Origin of the sequence: Paenibacillus graminis, from assembly GCF_000758705.1 — a bacterium.
Classification (GTDB): Bacteria; Bacillota; Bacilli; order Paenibacillales; family Paenibacillaceae; genus Paenibacillus_AQ; species Paenibacillus_AQ graminis.
In genome coordinates this window covers 6,519,326-6,537,467 of record NZ_CP009287.1, presented here as the reverse complement: position 1 = coordinate 6,537,467, position 18,142 = coordinate 6,519,326, and the positions used below count along the sequence as shown (strand labels likewise).

Genomic DNA, 18,142 nt, shown 5'->3' with positions numbered 1-18,142 from the left:
CGCTCTGTCCTTTGTACCTGAGAGTTACCCTGCTATCCAGCGAGCAGGTTTCCCCGTTGGTGATCCGTGACGCTGCCAGGCAGGTCCGGATAGCTCTCCAGAGATGCGTCCGGCAAAGGTCCTTTTGCCTGAGAGATTCACCCTCCCGGGCTTACTCCTTCGGCGCTGCCCTCCTGTGAGGCAGTCTCTCCCTATGCCATCATTCGCAAACCGTATTGTTTTCTACTGACTCCATTAAACCGGGTATACAACTCCGCTGTCAACAAAAAAACGTCAAAAAGATGACAAATTTTATTTTCCTGTCAGTAATATTGACATTGAGCGGCGCGATAACTTAGTCTATAACTAATTTTACAACTCCAAATTTGGAAAAGAGGCGGCTTAAGAATGAGTGAAGTGCTAGACAACCTGCTGTACAGCGAAGAGCACGAATGGGCACAGCAGGGTGAAGGGCGCGTAGTGCGTATCGGGATTACGGATCATGCCCAGCATTTGCTTGGCGATATCGTATTTGTGGAATTTCCTGAGGTTGGTGCAGCCATCTCCGCAGGAGACAGCGTGGGCAGCATCGAATCCGTCAAGACGGTGTCGGAGCTCTATTCCCCGGTATCGGGAACTGTGACCAAAATCAATGACACACTGGAAGCCAGCCCGGAACTGATTAACGATCAGCCATATAGCGGCGGATGGATTTTTGAACTGGAAATCAGTGGAGAGTTTGCGGAAGCGGCATCCGGCCTGCTAGATGCGGCAGCTTACCGCGAATTAATTGGAGAATAAATACCCGGAAGACAGCAGTTTTCCGGCACACAAAAAAGGCAGGCCTTTCCCATCACATTAAGTGTTACTAATGTGTGAGGTCTGTCTTTTTGTGATATTTTAATGTGGAATACTGAGAGAGGGAAGTCCTGCTGAGCTCCTGCAGTTGACAGGTGAAGCTACTCTTCTTCCTGGAGCTGCCGCAGGACTGTAATCTCAACGCGGCGGTTTTTCTGCCGGCCTTCCGGGGTGGAATTACTGACGGCAGGACGGGTATCGGCATATCCGGCATACTGAAACTTACTGGGGCTGAGCCCCTCTTTATCTAAAAAGAAGCGCAGCACTGAAAGGGCGCGGGCACCGGATAACTCCCAGTTGTCATTATAACGTGAGCCTGCCGTTACGGGGGTATCGTCCGTATGGCCTTCGATGCTGATTGTCGCTCCAATCCCGCGGAACAGGCCGGACAGCTGCCGCAGCGCGGGAAAGGCAGGCGCCTTGAGCTCGGCTCTGCCGACATCAAACAGATAGCGGTCGCTCAGCGTAATTGCGATACCCTGCGGCTTGTCCGCCACAAAGATCTGGTCGCCCAGATTATTGTCTTCGACATATTGGGTAATGACGCCCATCAGCGCAGCCAGTTTTGCTTCCTGATCGCGGAAGGCCTGTTCACGTGCCGTTGGCTGTGTGCCTTCTGGAGGAGGACCGGACGGGGTTCCGCCTCCATTCTGCTGCTCCTGATTCACACCGGATTGAGCACCGCCTCCGGTTCCGCCATTCTGCCCCTTGCCTGTTCCCTCGGACTCGATTCCTTTTTGACCCTCCAGCACGCCGTTGCCCCCCTCCAGCACCGGATTTCCACTTTTAAAGGTGTCCGATAAAGAACCGGTCACAATATTAAATTTCTGTGTGTCCAGACTGCTCATGGCATACAAAATCACGAAAAAAATCAGCAGCAGCGTAATAAGATCCGCATAGGTGATCATCCAGCGGTCCCGGCTTTCCCGGCCTCCTGTGCGGGGTTTTCTCCGGTTTCTCTGTCTCATGACAGGCCTCTTGTATGGTTGGTGCTGTGTTCTCCAGCGGACCGGTTCAGGAAGGAACGGAGCTTTTTGCGCACAAGCTGGGGATGATCCCCGTTCTGCAGGGCAAGAATGCCTACCATGAGCATTTCCATCGAACCCAGTTCACTTTGGCAGCGGGATTTGATTTTGGAGGCAATGGGTAAAAATATTAGATTAGCACTGGCTACACCATAAAGCGTTGCCGTAAAAGCGACTGCAATCGATGCTCCCAAATTGGAGGGGTCGGTAAGATTGCTGAGCACGCGGATCAGCCCCATGACTGTGCCGATGATGCCCATGGTGGGCGCATAACCGCCTGCAGCTTCAAATATTTTGGCATAACCTTCGTACTTCAGCTCCTTGGCGTCCATCTCCAGCTCCAGAATCTGCCGGACCTGCCCGGGATCTGTACCGTCAACAATAAGCATAAGGCCCTCGCTGGTAAAGGGGTCGGGATGCTCTTCGGCCCGTTTCTCCAGGGCAAGTACACCGCTGCGTCTGGTCACGGCTGCCAAGGAGATCAGCTCCTCTGCCTGTTCCTCCGTAGTGTCAGCATGTCTTCCAAAAGCCAGCTTCAGCGCCGCTGGCACGGAACGCAGCCTGGACGCCGGGAAGCTGATCATTACGGCGGCAAGCGTACCTCCGAATACAATAAGCGCTGCGTTCAGCTGGAGCAGCCCGGACAGGCTTCCGCCTTCCCAAAAAAAGCCGCCGATAAGCGCAGCAAGACCGGCCAGCAGGCCGATAATTGAAGTAATATCCATGAGTTCAAGCTCCTTAAATTTCTATATATTATGGTTTGCATGAATCTGGGCAACACTGTATAATAAACGGGAACAAGTATTCTTATCTTCCATATATTTCAGAGCGGTATGGAGAGAGAATCATCGGGCCACAATTATAATATATTCATATATTTTAGACGATAGAGGGGAGACGGGCAAATGAATGATATTGTCGTCAGTACGCAGACTTTTCAATTGGAGTCCGAGTATACACCCCAGGGCGATCAGCCTCATGCCATACAAGAATTAGTGGACGGCATCCGGCAGGGCAAGAAGCACCAGACGCTGCTGGGAGCGACAGGTACAGGGAAGACCTTTACCATCGCACAAATGATTTCCAAGCTGAACCGGCCTACGCTGGTTATTGCGCACAACAAGACGCTGGCCGCCCAACTGGCGAGCGAGTTCAAGGAGTTTTTTCCCAGCAATTCTGTAGACTACTTCGTCAGCTACTACGATTACTACCAGCCAGAGGCATATATTCCCTCCTCGGACACCTACATCGAGAAAGATTCTAGCATAAATGAAGAAATAGATAAGCTGCGCCACTCCGCGACCAGTTCCTTGTTCGAACGGCGTGACGTTATTATTGTCGCCAGCGTCTCCTGTATTTACGGCCTCGGCTCGCCGAAGGAATATGGAAGCCTGCTGCTGTCGCTGCGGGTGGGGATGGAGAAGCCGCGGAACCAGATACTGAGCCGGCTCGTGGACATCCAGTATCAGCGCAACGACATTAACTTTGTGCGGGGCACGTTTCGTGTGCGCGGTGATGTGGTAGAGATCTTCCCGGCCTCCCAGGGCGAGCATGCCATCCGTGTAGAGCTGTTCGGTGATGAGATCGAGCGCATTACAGAAATTGACGTGTTGACCGGAGAATTGATCGGGGAACGCGACCATGTGGCGATTTTTCCGGCCTCCCACTTTGTTACCCAAGAGGAAACGATGCGCGTGGCTCTTGTCAATATTGAGCGGGAACTGGAAGAACGGCTGGCCGTACTCCGGGACGCCGGCAAGCTGCTGGAGGCCCAGCGGCTGGAGCAGCGTACCCGCTACGATATCGAGATGATGAAGGAAGTCGGGTTTTGTTCCGGTATCGAGAACTATTCCGGACCGCTTACCTTCCGTGAGCCTGGAGCAACACCGTATACACTTATGGATTATTTCCCTGATGACATGCTGATTGTAATCGACGAATCCCATGTAACATTGCCGCAGATCCGCGCGATGTATAACGGCGACCGGGCGCGCAAGACCGTTCTCGTGGAGCATGGCTTCCGCCTGCCGTCCGCGCTTGACAACCGGCCGCTGCAGTTTGAAGAATTCGAAGACAAGGTGAATCAGATCGTATATGTGTCAGCCACACCGGGTCCTTATGAAATGGAACACTGCGACACTATGGTTGAGCAGATCATACGTCCTACCGGTCTTTTGGACCCGATTATTGAGGTGCGTCCGACAGAGGGGCAGATAGATGATCTGATCAGCGAAATCCGTGACCGGGTGGAGCGTGACGAGCGTGTGCTGGTTACGACCCTGACGAAAAAAATGTCCGAGGACCTGACCGATTATTTCAAGGAAATCGGCATCAAGGTACGCTATATGCACTCCGACATCAAGACGCTGGAACGCATGGCGATTCTGCGTGACCTCCGGCTTGGTACCTTCCATGTTCTCGTGGGAATCAATCTCTTGCGGGAAGGACTTGATTTGCCCGAAGTATCCCTGGTTGCGATTCTGGATGCCGACAAAGAGGGCTTTCTCCGCTCGGAGCGTTCGCTGATTCAGACCATCGGCCGTGCGGCCCGCAACTCTGGCGGCCGTGTAATTATGTATGGTGACCGTATCACAGATTCCATGGAAAAAGCTATGACCGAAACCCAGCGCCGCCGGGAAACGCAGATTGCCTACAACGAGAAGCATGGCATCACCCCAACTACGATCAACAAGAAAGTGCGCGATATCATCGAGGCGACGAAAGTTGCCGAATCCAAGGCTGAGTATCTCACCGGCGTGGGCGGCAAGATGAGCAAGAAGGACCGCCAAAGCCTGATGCAGCGTCTGGAGGCTGAGATGAAGGATGCTGCCAAGAACCTGCAATTCGAGCGCGCCGCCGAGCTGCGCGATGCACTTCTGGAGCTGCGGGCCGAGTAATGCTCCGCTAACCACCCTCTTGGTTTATCCGCAAGTACAGGACGGCGCTGTCCCGGCCGTTCTTTTTAAATAAATATATGGTCGCATGTGCGCATCCCGAAGGGACAGCCCGCAGTTGAGGCGTTTTGCGTATCCCGAAGGGAGCCTGCAGTTGAGGCACTTTGCGCATCCCGAAGGGACAGCCCGCAGTTGAGGTGTTTGCGCATCCCGAAGGGACAGCGGTTTTCCTGGAGCGCCTACATTTCAGCGGTCCCGATAGGGATAAGCGCTCCTACCTTCACCGCAGCTAGGTCCACTCCTTCCAAGCTCCCTCGCCAGCAGCCTTGCGGGTGTCCAGAGGGTGCAACCCTTGGGGCCCTCCCTTGGCTAAGGGAGGGTTTGGGAGGGATCGAAAATATTTTGAATTAGCTTTGAAATAGGCTTCTATAAAGGAGAGGTACCGTTGGCGAACGAAAATATTGTAATCAAAGGTGCGCGAGCGCACAATCTCAAGAACATTGACGTAACGATTCCGCGTGACCGCTTCGTCGTGCTGACGGGACTTAGCGGCTCCGGCAAATCGTCGCTGGCGTTCGATACGATCTACGCTGAAGGACAGCGCCGTTATGTAGAGTCCCTGTCGGCCTATGCCAGACAATTCCTCGGGCAGATGGAGAAGCCGGATGTAGATTCCATCGACGGGTTATCCCCGGCAATATCCATCGACCAGAAGACAACAAGCCGCAACCCGCGTTCGACCGTGGGCACGGTGACAGAAATTTATGACTATCTGCGGCTGCTGTTTGCCCGGATCGGGCATCCGCACTGCCCGGACCATGGCATCGAAATCACCTCCCAGACTGTTGAGCAGATGGTGGACCGGATCATGCAGTATCCCGAGAAAACCCGGCTGCAGATTCTGGCGCCGGTGATCTCTGGCCGTAAGGGGGAGCACAAGGGACTGTTCAGCGATATCTCGAAACAGGGTTTTGTCCGTGTGCGCGTGGATGGTGAGCTGCGTGAAGTGACTGAGGATATCGTGCTGGAGAAGAACAAGAAGCATACCATTGAGGTTGTAGTCGACCGGATTGTGATCAAGGATGATGTTCAGACGCGGCTGACCGACTCTCTGGAGACCGCGCTGAAGCTTTCCGGCGGGCAAATTCTGGTTGACATCATCGGCCAGGAGGAACTGCTGTTCAGTTCGAGCTTTGCCTGTCCGGTATGCGGGTTCAGCATCGAAGAGCTTGCACCGCGCATGTTCTCGTTCAACAGCCCCTTCGGAGCTTGCCCGGAATGCGACGGGCTTGGTATGAAGATGGTGGTCGATCCCGACCTTTTGATCCCGGATCAGGGGAAAAGCATTGAAGAGGGTGCTTTTCTGGCTTGGACAGGCAGCACGTCGAACTACTACCCGCAATTCCTGAAATCGGTGTGCGAGCATTTCAAAATTCCGCAGAATGTTCCCGTGAGCAGTCTGTCGCCAGAGCATATGAATAAGCTGCTGAACGGTACAGGCAGCGAGAAGATCCGCTTCCGGTATGAGAATGACTTCGGCCAGCGGAAGGATGCGCTCGTTGCCTTTGAGGGGATTATCCCCAATCTGGAACGGCGTTACCGTGAGACAGCCTCCGATGGCATCCGCGAATTCATTGAAGGCTTCATGAGCGCCAAACCCTGCCATGTGTGCAAAGGCAAAAGATTGAAGAAGGAAATTCTCGCTGTAACGGTCAACGACCGTAATGTTGCCGATGTCACTGATTTATCGATTGGGGACTGCCTCCAGTTCTTCGACAACATGGCCCTGAGTGAGAAGGAAACGGCCATTGCCCACCTGATCCTCAAAGAAATCAGCAGCCGTCTGGGCTTCCTGGTCAACGTGGGGCTGAATTATCTGACGCTTAGCCGTGCGGCCGGCTCGCTCTCCGGTGGTGAGGCGCAGCGGATCAGGCTGGCGACTCAAATTGGCTCCAGCTTGATGGGAGTGCTGTATATTCTCGATGAACCGAGTATCGGTCTGCATCAGCGGGATAATGATCGGCTGATCTCAACCCTTGGGCATATGCGCGATCTGGGCAACACCCTGATTGTGGTCGAACATGATGAGGATACGATGATGGCTGCCGACTATATCATTGATATTGGTCCGGGTGCGGGGATTCACGGCGGTCAAGTCATGGCCCAGGGGACTCCAAAGGAGATCATGAATGACCCGAATTCCTTGACCGGGGAGTACCTGAGCGGTCGCAAGTTCATTCCGGTTACTGCCAAACGGCGTGCTACGGATGACCGCTGGATCGAAATCCGCGGCGCCAAGGAGAACAATCTGAAGAATGTGAACGTCAAAATTCCGCTTGGTGTCTTTACAGCAGTAACCGGGGTGTCGGGTTCCGGCAAATCATCGCTCGTGAATGAGATCCTCTACAAGAGTCTGGCCCGGCAGCTGAACAAAGCGGTGAAAGTCCGCCCGGGTCAGCACAAGGAAATCCGCGGGCTGGAAAATCTGGACAAAGTCATTGATATCGACCAGTCGCCAATCGGGCGGACTCCGCGTTCCAATCCGGCCACCTACACCGGTGTATTCGACGATATCCGCGACCTGTTTTCCAAGACCAACGAAGCCAAGGTGCGCGGCTTCCAGAAAGGCCGCTTCAGCTTCAATGTCAAAGGCGGCCGCTGTGAAGCTTGCCGTGGCGATGGGATTATCAAGATAGAAATGCACTTCCTGCCGGATGTCTATGTTCCTTGCGAGGTCTGCAAAGGCAAGCGGTATAACCGCGAAACACTGGAAGTGAAGTATAAAGGGAAAAGTATCTCTGATGTGCTGGAGATGACCGTAGAAGATGCTACTGAATTCTTCAAGAATATTCCGAAGATTCACCGCAAGATGCAGACCCTGCTGGATGTTGGATTGGGTTACATCAATATCGGCCAGCCGGGAACAACCTTGTCCGGCGGCGAGGCGCAGCGCGTGAAGCTGGCGTCCGAGCTGTACCGCCGCAGTACCGGCAAGACGCTGTACATTCTGGACGAGCCGACAACAGGGCTGCATGTGGATGACATCGGGCGGCTGCTTGAGGTGCTGCATCGTTTGGTGGACTCCGGGGAATCCGTACTCGTCATTGAGCATAATCTCGATGTGATCAAGACTGCCGACTATATCATTGATATGGGGCCTGAAGGCGGAAGCGGTGGAGGTACTGTGCTTGCTACGGGGACACCCGAGAAGATTATCGAGGTGGAGGAATCCTACACCGGGAAATACCTGAAGCCCGTATTGATCCGCGATACGGAGCGGACCAAAGCCCTGGAGCTGCAGACTTCAACCATCGGATAAGCGGACAGCATATGGAGCAGAGCAGGACTGCTCCTGCTTTTCGAAGAACCAAAAAGGCCGTGGCAATGCTCCACGGCCTTTTTTACATATTATTATTGAACTAATAGAGCAAGTCATCCTTAGTGGGAAAAAGGTAACTTAATCGGGCTCATTCGGCTTGTAGAGTAGTCTATGTGGGAAAAAGTATCACTAATTCGGCTGAAAGCGGCGGTATGGGACGAATATACATAAATTAGGTGGACAAAATCCAACTAAAGCCTTTTGTAGCCAGGATTTCAGTTCATTAGTTTTACTTTTTCCACTTAGCTTCATTTCCTGATGAGTCTCATTGCGTTCCCGAAGTTTTTGAAGTTCTCCGGTTCAACTCACACGGTCTATACGGTTTGTCTTATCCAGATAATAGAATCACAGTTCAGCTTCCAAAATAGCAGTAAGCTGTTCTTGTAGGACTGGCACACCAACCCGGTTCGTAAACGCATGGAAGTTCTCCTGTTCCTGCCGCTGCTCTGTGTAGAAGGTAATGAGCTGCTTCAGAACCGGGCCTACCCGGTCGCCCTTTACCCTGCCCTTCAGCGGGCGGGCGAATTCGGCGGCAGGACCGCGGTCTCCGCAGCCAAGCGTCCCGCCTACTGCGATATCGAATGCATCGGTCATGCCTTCCGGTGTCTTGATCAGCGTGCCTTGCAGACCGATATCGGCAACCTGCTTTTGCCCGCAGGCATTGGGACAGCCAATGAAATGAATGCGCAGCTTCTCATTCAGGCGGACATGCTCATCCAAATATGCTGCAACACTGACCGCACGCTGCTTGGTCTCCACGAGGGCCAGGTTGCAGAATTCATTGCCGGTGCAGGCGACGGTGCGGCTGATGAAGTTTCTGGCGTTTGGCGACAGACGCTGCAGCACCGGTGCTTCCAGTAGAGCTTCCAGCTTATCATCCGGCACCCCGCTGATGATGATGTTTTGGGTCATTGTAGTGCGGAGTTTGCCTTCGCCGTACTGCTCGGCCAGCCCGGCCAACTGCTCCAGCTCATCGCTGGTCATCCGGCCGACTGGAACATTCAGGCCTACGTAGCTGAGACCTTCCTGGACCTGGGGATGCACTCCGTCAAAATAAGCGGCCTGCCAGCCAACCGTCTGGTCTTCTCCGCGGGATGGCAGCCCGCCTACGGCTTCAATCAGCTTCGATTTGAATTTCTCGGCACCCCAGTCGGCGACGAGAAATTTTAGACGGGCATGGTGGCGTTTCTCCCGGTAGCCGTAATCACGGAACAGGGTAACCACCCCGGCAGCTACATTAAGCGCTTCTTCCGGCTTCACGAAGACATCCAGCTTTTGCGCCAGATGAGGTTTGGCCGAGAGTCCGCCGCCCACCATCAGATGGAACCCTTGGGTTAGTACGCCATCAATGACTTTTACCGCGGGTGTATAAGCCAGATCGTTAATTTCTGCTTGCGCATTATTGTACCTGCTGGCGGATACAGATATTTTGAATTTACGCGGCAGGTTGGAGAAATCGCGGTTCAGCATGAAAAAATCATTTAACTGCCCGACTATCTCTGTGGTATCAAACAGTTCATCCTTATCAATCCCTGCCAGCGGGTTGCCGACAATGGTCCGTGGACAGTCGCCGCACGCTTCGAAGGAATACAGCCCTGCGGCTTCAAGCCGCTTGAAAATATCCGGCAGATGCTCAACCGTCAGCCAATGGAACTGGATAGCCTGCCGTGTAGTTACATCGATTAGATTCCGGCCGTACCGTCTGGCGATTTCAGCCAGTGTTCTGGCCTGGTCTGAGGTCATAATGCCTGTATTGATGCGCACACGCATCATAAAATGTCCTTCACGCGGCTTTTGCTGATATACCCCGGCCCACTTGAACAGATCCAGATCATCGGCTGGAATGGAGCTGTAGCCCTCCAAAGCATATTTTTCAATAATGGTGCGGATCACATCCAGCCCGTCCTTCTGCAGTTTGACGAATTCGAACTTGCTAAGTTTTTCGGGAGCAGCGCTCCATAACGGTTCGTAAGCCATATTCAGCATCCTTTCTGTATAAGTTCATAAGCCCGATGGTAACACAGGTCAGGAGTCACAGGCAGTGAGGGTTGTGGCAATGGGTATAACGATTGTTTATTAATAAATAAGAACTTGCTGATAGTTCGAACAGGCATATGCAGAGCATGTCCACCATAAGATTCAAAGAGAGATATTTTCGTTAAATAATTATATAAGCACGCTCTTTGACAAAGGATGCACACACGCAAGTGAAGATCTCCCATTGCTGTTGTGCAGCATAATTTTCACCCCGGAAAATATTTTTGTGACAAATACATAATTTTTTAAGCATTTTCTATTGCGTCACTGAAATGGTAGCGATAACATAGAGGGAGATATGGAATAGATGAACTTGCTTGACAATACTCTCGGGGAGGTAATGCCATGCTGCTTGCTGAAGCTGCCGTGCAAGAGCCGTCTAAATTTCATACCTTCGATGTATTTATGATTTTGTTCACCATTCTGATCTTTATTGGAGTAATCCGCTTGCTGCGGGCACCCCAGAAGAACAAATTCGCCATTGCTTTTGGAGTCGTGAGCCTGCTGGTATTCGTGGTTTCGGACTACGCGATGGTGATGAACTGGTTAAGCTAGGAAAGATTATAATCAGCCCTGGTACAGGCAGAAGACAATTGCAGAGTCGGAAATTCCCAAAAGACACCTTTACCGCCCCTTGTGTGGCTGAAGGCGTCTTTTTATCATTGTGCAGGAGTGGATTAAGCATCTATTAGTGTTTTGAGATAGGGAGAGGGCCGGTGAAGGCGGATGAAGTGGGGGAAACGGATGTATAAAAAGAGCCTTGGCTTGCTGCTGTGCGGGGTGCTGCTGTGCGGGGCGGGAGGCGGTACACCTTCAGCGCTTGCAGCGGCATTTCCGGACAGCAGTCCGGCTGCGGGTGGAGTTATGAGTTTTAATGACGGGACTATCCGGCAGGTGGCCGCGGCAGCAGCCATCAGCAAAAAGAATGCAGCGGGCACAGCCGATGCCGTACCGCAGATTATTAAGGCAGTGTCCCCCTCAGTGGTGGGCATTATAGGCAAATATACGGGTGATCCCAGCAGTGGACCGGATGACCGGTACAATCTGACCCATGGCTCTGGCATTGTAGTCAAAGCAGACGGCTGGATTATTACTAATGCCCATGTCATAAAAGGGCTGCAGAACGCAGTCGTGGTAACATCAGAAGCTAAAAGCTACAGCATCACCGCCTCCTATCTGGATGAGGTCAGTGATCTGGCTTTGCTCAAAATCAATGCCAAATCCCTGAAGCCGGCCAGGTTTGCCAGTGCAACAAATAAGATTCAGGTTGGAGAAAAGGTGATTGCGATTGGGACACCCATCTCTTTTTCATTGCGGAACTCGGCTACAGTAGGCGTGGTGAGCGGACTGGACCGTGCGGTAGACGCCGCCTACAGGCTGATCCAGAGCGATACGGCGATTAATCCCGGGAACAGCGGCGGTCCGCTGGTCAGCATGAAGGGAGAGGTGCTGGGGGTGAACAGCCTGAAATACGCCGCGGTTGGCGTGGAAAATATGGGCTTCTCCATTCCGGCGGATACGGTACAGTACATCATGAATCAGCTGTTCAAATACGGAGAGGTGAAACGCCCCAGTCTGGGCCTGGAGCTGGAGGAGAGCTGGTCGGCGATTGTCGGGCTGCCTGCACAGGACCCGCTGACTGTAACAAAGGTAGTGTCTGCGGAAGCGGAAAAGGCGGGGATTGCCGCAGGCGACGTGCTGTACGCGATTGACGGTCACCGGGTTGCGTCGCTGGTGGATATCAACGAATGGTTCAAAGGCTACAAACCGGGTGCGGCTGTAAAGCTCCTGATGCAGAGTGGCGGGGATATTGTAACCCGCAAGCTGGTGCTCGGGCAGGGTGACCCGCTGATCGGCGGAGTGGAAGCGGAGGGAGATGGAGATGCTGAGGCACATACAGAGGAATAACAGATCCCCGGTGGCGGAATCACAGATCACAGTTAGCAGAATGTTGCGGTGCGGGCTTTGCACATTGCTGGCCGTGCTGCTGCTGCTGGCATGGCTGCCTATCCGGGAAGTACAGGCACAGGCGCAGACAGCGGAGCCGAAGCTGCTGCAGTTGAGCCTCAAGGCCGGGAGCACCGCTGCAACCGTTAACGGTGAGAAGGCTGTGATTCAAAAGCCCATCGAGGATAACGGAGTAGTGCTCGTCCCGCTGGGTGTATTCAAAAAAGCCTTCGGCAGCACGGTCTCCCTTGAAGGGGACGATGTGGTTAAAGTAATGTACGGACCCCATACCGGGGCGATGACCATTGGCAGCACTACTGCCTGGAAGGATGGAGTCAAGGTCACACTGCCTGTTCCGCCGCGTATGGTGGATGGAACACTGCTGGTGCCGCTGCGTTTTGTGGCCGGAGTGCTGGGAGCACGTATCTCTCCGCTCAGCGGCGGTGGGCTGCTGGTGACACTGGCCTCTTCAGCGAGTGAACAAGACACGCCGGAAACCGGCGGCATTGACAGCGATGTCGGCAAAACACGGATAGGCAACAGCTACTATCACTGGAGCCTGAACTATCCGCCGGGTCTTGTGGTCGGTGACAGTGGCGGCAATGAAAGTGTAGCCACCTTTACGAGTGCAGAGAATCAGTATTATCTGGAGGTTCATGCCTCACCGCTCGAAAAAGCCGCCGATCCGGAAGAACTGCTGGACAGGCTGGTCCGTGAGGCGGAAGAAGGCGGAGAGACCGTTCTGGACCGGACGGCTTTTCCGGATGCGGCAGTGCCTTACGCGCGTATTGTCAGTAAGGACACCAGCGGTGTTTTGTGGGAAGGAAGGCAATATTATAGCAGCGGAATATTGTATGAACTGTATCTGACCGACGATACGGCAGCCAATTACAAGGATTTGAACAAATATGCTTCACTGCTGAACTCATTCCGCCCTTCATTCAAGGCCGGCGATAAAAGCATCCGCGACCTTTCGACAGTTATAAACGGATTGCGCGAGGGCTACAACGATGATTATGGCTTATCGCTGCAGGTGCCTGCGGATTGGAGTATGGATGACCAGCACCTGAACTACGAGAGTGCAGAAGGAAGCTATCTGCGGGTAAAGGTTACTTCTGCCCCGTCAGGATCTACGCTGGAGAGCTGGAGCAAAGATCTGGATTCGCAGATTAAAGATACCTATGTGACGGATGCCTACGCCATACAGGAGACAGTGAAGAAGGAGGTTTCCGGTGAACCGGCGCTCGTGAAAGAGACAAGGCTGAATCCAGGAAGCGGCTGGAGCACCAAATACCAGATCCTGCTGCAAAAATCCGGGTACCGCTACTACGCGGAATATCTGGCTGCGGCGGGGCAGGACGAGGATAAGGCGAGGTTCCAGACGATCTTAAGCTCGATAGATATTGATTTTGACCGGGTCAAGGAGAATTTCGGCAAGCTGGCGACGGAGGATTATCCAGCGCTCCGCAGCCAGGCTGTAACCAAAAGCTCCAAAACCTACGGTTACAGCATCGACATTCCACGGCTGTGGACACCTTACCAGGATGTTTTTGAGACCCAGACCGTGGAGTACCGCTTCACCGGCGGTCGTTTCCTGATCAATGCAAGCCCGGAGGGTTCAGTGGACTATGCCGTAGGTTTGCTGCAGAGCTATTACAAGAACAGCAAAAATGACCCTAAAGGCCCGCAGCTCATCAAGGTAGAGGAAACCGCCTTTGCCGGAGTTCCTGCCACCCTGCTGACCGTCCGCCAGACGAAGGGCGGCATCCCTGTACAAACGCAGCAAATCGTTTTTGGCAAAAATGATCTGGTCTATACCCTGACCGCAACCCTGAATGACGCCAATGCCACTTCTGTACAGCAGGCGGATCTGGATAAGACGCTGAAGTCGTTCCGGCTTGCGGGAGACGAGTAGAGGGAACTGTTAGGGTGAGGTTACGAACCAGTTGAAGCAAATTACACTCTTCAGAAATCAGGTTCCAGACGTTACTGTACTTGGTGAACCTGCCAGAATTGTCATTCCGAATCTAAGTTTCGATCTGGTTATAGTGTTAGCTGCATGTGTGAATATAAACTTAAGAATCTCCTCTGTGAATCAATGAATCCTTGTAGCGGCAGCTATTCTCTACGGGTCACGCTAGCTAAATTCTATTCTTAAGCCGCTCTTAATAGGCCCGCTTTATAAACCATTGCTGCCCTTCTCTGTGCAGATGTATAATAGGGCCAGACGAAGAACGTCCCATTGCCATTTTTGGCAGTTTGGGGCGTTCTTTTTTTGCTATAAAGGAGGAGATACGATTGGGCGGGGTTTTTGAAAAAGAGCATGAAGCGTTTATAGAGCGCCATTTAAGCGTACGAACAGGTGAACGGCGGGGGCGTCTGGCTAGAGGGCACCAGTATGCAGAGAAGTTACTGCTGCAAAATGTGGTGGCCGTTGTTCGGGAACCTGGATCATCTGCATCCAGAGTATGAGGTGTACGATTGGAACCGAAAATCACAATTTCTCGATTTTGCATTCCTTCCGCCTTACGGGAAATTCGGACTGGAATGTGACGGTTATCAGAGTCATGTTAAAGACATGGACAGAGAGAAGTTCAGTTATTCTTTGAACCGGGATACATTTCTTGCATGCATGGGATGGAGAATTATCCACTTTTCCTTCGACGATGTACAAAAGCGTCCAGAAGTTTGCCGCATGCTGCTGCAAATGGTCATCGGACCTACATTAATCAGAAACGCATCCGGGTCTTCAACCTCTCCACTGGAAAGAGAAGTGCTAAGAATGGCTTGGTGCACAGGGAAGGGGATTCGTCCCAAAGATATCATGATCCAATATCATGTGAACTTTCGGACGGCGCGAAAATGGCTGCAAGGGATGGCCGATAAAGGAATGCTGCGCCCGGTGCTTAAAAATACGTATATTTGCTACTATGAGCCGGTTGAGGATTTTCCAGAGGTGTGGTCGTAGAGAACTCTTATAAAATATTGCATGTTTTACAACTTTGACTGTTAAATTAGGTTGTCTTTAATAGATTGTTGCATGAAATACAAGATATTATCCTGCTACTTACAATGAATCCAGATAAATAATGTCTTTTATACAACAATCCTTATTTTAAGGTCCGAAATCTGCTGAATTGCTGCATTTTATACAACACTTATAACCCCCTCCTAAATATCCTGAGGCATAGTGTCCACAATCCGGTGTCCGGCCGATTTGGCACAGTGATCCATATAAATCTTGGCAAATCAATGGCGCGCAGATGTGATATTTGATACAATTAATAAGTTATAAAGCTGTAAATGACCCGCCGGCAAGGCGGTTTGGGAGGATATAAATGAACGAGCAAGGAATACGCAGAGAAGACGTGGAGCTGCTGGCTCCGGCAGGTGACTGGGACTGCATGCGTGCGGCGGTGGCGAACGGGGCGGACGCTGTCTTTTTTGGCGTAGAGAAGTTTAATGCGCGGGCGAGAGCGAACAATTTCCGCATGGACGAGCTGCCGGAGATTATGGCGTTTCTGCACAGCTATGGTGTGAAGGGGTTCCTGACCTTTAATATACTGGTGTTTGAAAATGAGCTGGCAGAGGCTAAGGAGCTAATCGACGCCTGTGTGGATGCGGGTGTGGATGGAGTGATAGTCCAGGATTTGGGGCTGGTTAAAATGATCCGTGAGATCTCGCCGGACTTCCCGATCCACGGTTCTACGCAAATGACGATTACTTCACCGGAAGCAGTGGAGTTCACGAAGCCTTGGGGGCTGGAGCGCGTAGTGCTTGGCCGCGAGAATAACCTGAAGCAGATCCGTACGATCGGAGAGCAGGCACGGCTGCCGATGGAGGTTTTTGTGCATGGCGCGTTGTGTGTCTCCTATTCTGGCCAGTGTCTGACCTCGGAAATGTGGGGCGGACGCTCCGCCAACCGGGGGGAATGTGCGCAGGCCTGCCGTCTGCCGTATGACCTGATGGTGGATGGTGAAGTCAAGCCGATGGGCGATGTCACCTATCTCCTGTCCCCTAAGGATCTGGCGGCGATTGACCTGATGCCGGAGCTGATCGAGGCGGGGGTAACTTCCTTCAAAATTGAAGGCCGCCTCAAAAGTCCGGAATATGTAGCTAACGTGGTTGGCAAGTACCGTAAGGCGATTGACCGGTATTTTGACGGGAACTGGTCGCCGACCTCTAAGGAAGATATCCGCGAGCTGCAGCAGAGCTTTTCCCGCGGCTTCACGCACGGGTTCCTCGAAGGGACGAATAATAAAAAGCTGGTTGACGGCACTTTCCCGAAAAGCCGGGGAGTCTATATGGGGACCGTCGAACAGATTTTGCGCGATGGTGTCGTATGCCGTATTCATGCTCCGCTGAAGCGCGGGGACGGCATTGTATTTGATGCCGGCGATCCGACGAAGAGGGAAGAAGGCGGCCGCGTCTACGATCTGCGCCGCAAAGGTGTGAAGCTTGAGGGCGAGGCCGGAGAAGGCTGGATCATCGACATTGTGCCCGGCCGGAGTGATGTAGACCTGCGCCGCCTGCATGTCGGCGACCGCATCTGGAAGACCAATGACCCGGCGCTGGACAAGGCGCTGCGCCAGACCTACGAGACCGAGAAGCCCTACCGGGTCTTCCCGGTGCAGGTGAAGGTAGCGGGCCGCGCCGGTGAGCCGCTGGCCACCTGGTGGACGGATGTTCAGAAGAACGTCACCGTCCGTGTGGATTCGGAGCTGCTGCTGGAAACCGCGCAGAAGCGTCCGATGGATGCCGCCCTGCTGGAGGAGCAATTCGGCCGCCTGGGCGGGACCGTGTTCCAGCTGGAGGCCCTGGAGTCGCATCTGGAAGGCGACGTGATCGTGCCTATGCGCGAGTTGAACAGCATCCGCCGCCAGGCGGTGGAGCTGCTTGCGGGCGAGCGCCCCAAACCTCCCGTCTACGTAAAACGGGAGGTAGAGGTCTACGGCGGCGCCTCCCGCAGGGGCGCCGCAGGGCCGCGCGGTGAAGCGGAGCTTACCGCGCTGTGCCGCAGCCTGCCGCAGGTGCAGGCTGCCCTCGAAGCCGGCGTAACGAACATTTACGCCGACTTCGAATTCATCAAGCAGTTCCCGGCAGCGGTGGACGCTGTACGGGCTGCGGGGGCCAGCATAGCGCTGGCCACGCCGCGCATCCATATGCCCGGCGAGAACGGCTACCATGCCAACATCCTGCGCCTGCAGCCGGATGCTGTCCTGGTGCGTAATACAGGTGCGCTCTATTACTACCTGAAGCGCCGCATGGAGCAGCCGGATGCCGTGCATCCGCGCCTGATCGGCGACTTCTCTCTGAATATCGCGAACCACCGGGCAGTGGATCTGTTCCTGGAAGCGGGTTGTGACAGAATTACACCGTCCTACGACCTGAACATCCAGCAGATGGTCGATCTGCTGGAGCACAGCGATACCTCGCGTATAGAGGTCGTGATTCATCAGCATCTGCCGATGTTCCACACAGAACACTGCGTCTACTGCACCTTCATGAGCGAAGGCACAGATTATACGAACTGCGGTCGCCCCTGCGAGGAGCAGCGCGCGTCCCTGCAGGACCGTATCGGAATGGCTCACCCTGTCCGTGTAGACGAAGGCTGCCGCAATACCGTCTACAACGCGGTCGAACAGTCTGGCGCGGAATACCTCAACAACTTCCGGGAGCTGGGCGTGGGCTCATTCCGCGTCGAGTTTTTGGAAGAAACCCCGGAACAGGTCGCAGAGGTCATTAGCCTTTACAGCCGTGCACTACGCGGAGAGATTTCCGGGACGCAGGTATGGAAAAGCCTGAAGGCCACCAACCAGCTTGGAGTGACTCGCGGACAACTGGTAAATGCAAAGTAAGCCGGAAACCGTATTGGATAATATCCCCATCAGTAAGCTGTATCCTGCTTCTGCGGTAAAGTTCCAATCAGACCACAACGCTATAGCAGCCGGAGGTTCGGATTTTCATCCTGCAGATGCGTCTGAGCCCGAATTGAACAATCTCAGGTTCAGTTTCTAGGTTGC

The 18,142-nt window shown here is 53.4% G+C and carries 10 protein-coding genes, 1 pseudogene and 1 riboswitch; of the genes and pseudogenes, 8 read left to right on the top strand and 3 right to left on the bottom strand.

What is annotated here, in order from left to right; translation table 11 throughout:
- Positions 1 to 106 precede the first annotated feature (106 nt).
- Positions 107 to 203, bottom strand: a riboswitch (glycine riboswitch).
- A gap of 184 nt (positions 204 to 387) precedes the next feature.
- Positions 388 to 780 carry a glycine cleavage system protein GcvH gene (gene gcvH / locus PGRAT_RS28350; RefSeq protein WP_020426454.1) on the top strand — a complete coding sequence of 131 codons (393 nt, stop codon included), beginning with the start codon at positions 388 to 390 and terminating at the stop codon, positions 778 to 780.
- A 158-nt stretch (positions 781 to 938) separates the two neighbouring features.
- On the opposite strand, the gene PGRAT_RS28345 is transcribed toward gcvH, so the two are convergent.
- Positions 939 to 1,805 carry a flagellar motor protein MotB gene (locus PGRAT_RS28345; protein ID WP_025708334.1) on the bottom strand — a complete coding sequence of 289 codons (867 nt, stop codon included), beginning with the start codon at positions 1,803 to 1,805 and terminating at the stop codon, positions 939 to 941.
- Positions 1,802 to 2,587: a flagellar motor protein gene (locus PGRAT_RS28340; RefSeq protein ID WP_025708335.1), complete on the bottom strand. Its 786-nt coding sequence runs from the start codon at positions 2,585 to 2,587 to the stop codon at positions 1,802 to 1,804. Before PGRAT_RS28340 ends, PGRAT_RS28345 begins: the two co-directional genes overlap by 4 nt.
- Positions 2,588 to 2,767: 180 nt before the next feature.
- Here PGRAT_RS28340 and uvrB point away from each other — a divergent pair, with 180 nt between their 5' ends.
- Positions 2,768 to 4,759: an excinuclease ABC subunit UvrB gene (uvrB, locus tag PGRAT_RS28335; protein WP_042267535.1), complete on the top strand. Its 1,992-nt coding sequence runs from the start codon at positions 2,768 to 2,770 to the stop codon at positions 4,757 to 4,759.
- A 442-nt stretch (positions 4,760 to 5,201) separates the two neighbouring features.
- Positions 5,202 to 8,075 (top strand): excinuclease ABC subunit UvrA, encoded by a 2,874-nt coding sequence (uvrA, locus tag PGRAT_RS28330; RefSeq protein WP_025707359.1) that lies wholly within the window; start codon positions 5,202 to 5,204, stop codon positions 8,073 to 8,075.
- 405 nt (positions 8,076 to 8,480) lie between these two features.
- Here the strand turns inward: uvrA and PGRAT_RS28325 are convergent, their stop codons facing one another.
- Positions 8,481 to 10,112 carry a nitrite/sulfite reductase gene (locus PGRAT_RS28325; protein ID WP_025707360.1) on the bottom strand — a complete coding sequence of 544 codons (1,632 nt, stop codon included), beginning with the start codon at positions 10,110 to 10,112 and terminating at the stop codon, positions 8,481 to 8,483.
- A 405-nt stretch (positions 10,113 to 10,517) separates the two neighbouring features.
- Here PGRAT_RS28325 and PGRAT_RS28320 point away from each other — a divergent pair, with 405 nt between their 5' ends.
- From PGRAT_RS28320 to PGRAT_RS28300, 5 genes and pseudogenes are all read left to right on the top strand, one after another.
- Positions 10,518 to 10,727, top strand: a complete 210-nt coding sequence (locus PGRAT_RS28320; RefSeq protein WP_020426461.1) for a hypothetical protein — start codon at positions 10,518 to 10,520, stop codon at positions 10,725 to 10,727.
- A gap of 189 nt (positions 10,728 to 10,916) precedes the next feature.
- Positions 10,917 to 12,080: a S1C family serine protease gene (locus PGRAT_RS28315; protein ID WP_238326863.1), complete on the top strand. Its 1,164-nt coding sequence runs from the start codon at positions 10,917 to 10,919 to the stop codon at positions 12,078 to 12,080.
- A complete protein-coding gene (locus PGRAT_RS28310) occupies positions 12,055 to 14,034 on the top strand; it encodes a stalk domain-containing protein (RefSeq protein ID WP_052415740.1) in 1,980 nt (659 codons plus the stop codon). Before PGRAT_RS28315 ends, PGRAT_RS28310 begins: the two co-directional genes overlap by 26 nt.
- 419 nt (positions 14,035 to 14,453) lie before the next feature.
- A pseudogene (locus PGRAT_RS31340) lies at positions 14,454 to 15,087 on the top strand (PDDEXK family nuclease).
- A gap of 370 nt (positions 15,088 to 15,457) precedes the next feature.
- Positions 15,458 to 17,977 carry a U32 family peptidase gene (locus PGRAT_RS28300; RefSeq protein ID WP_025707530.1) on the top strand — a complete coding sequence of 840 codons (2,520 nt, stop codon included), beginning with the start codon at positions 15,458 to 15,460 and terminating at the stop codon, positions 17,975 to 17,977.
- Positions 17,978 to 18,142: the final 165 nt, after the last annotated feature.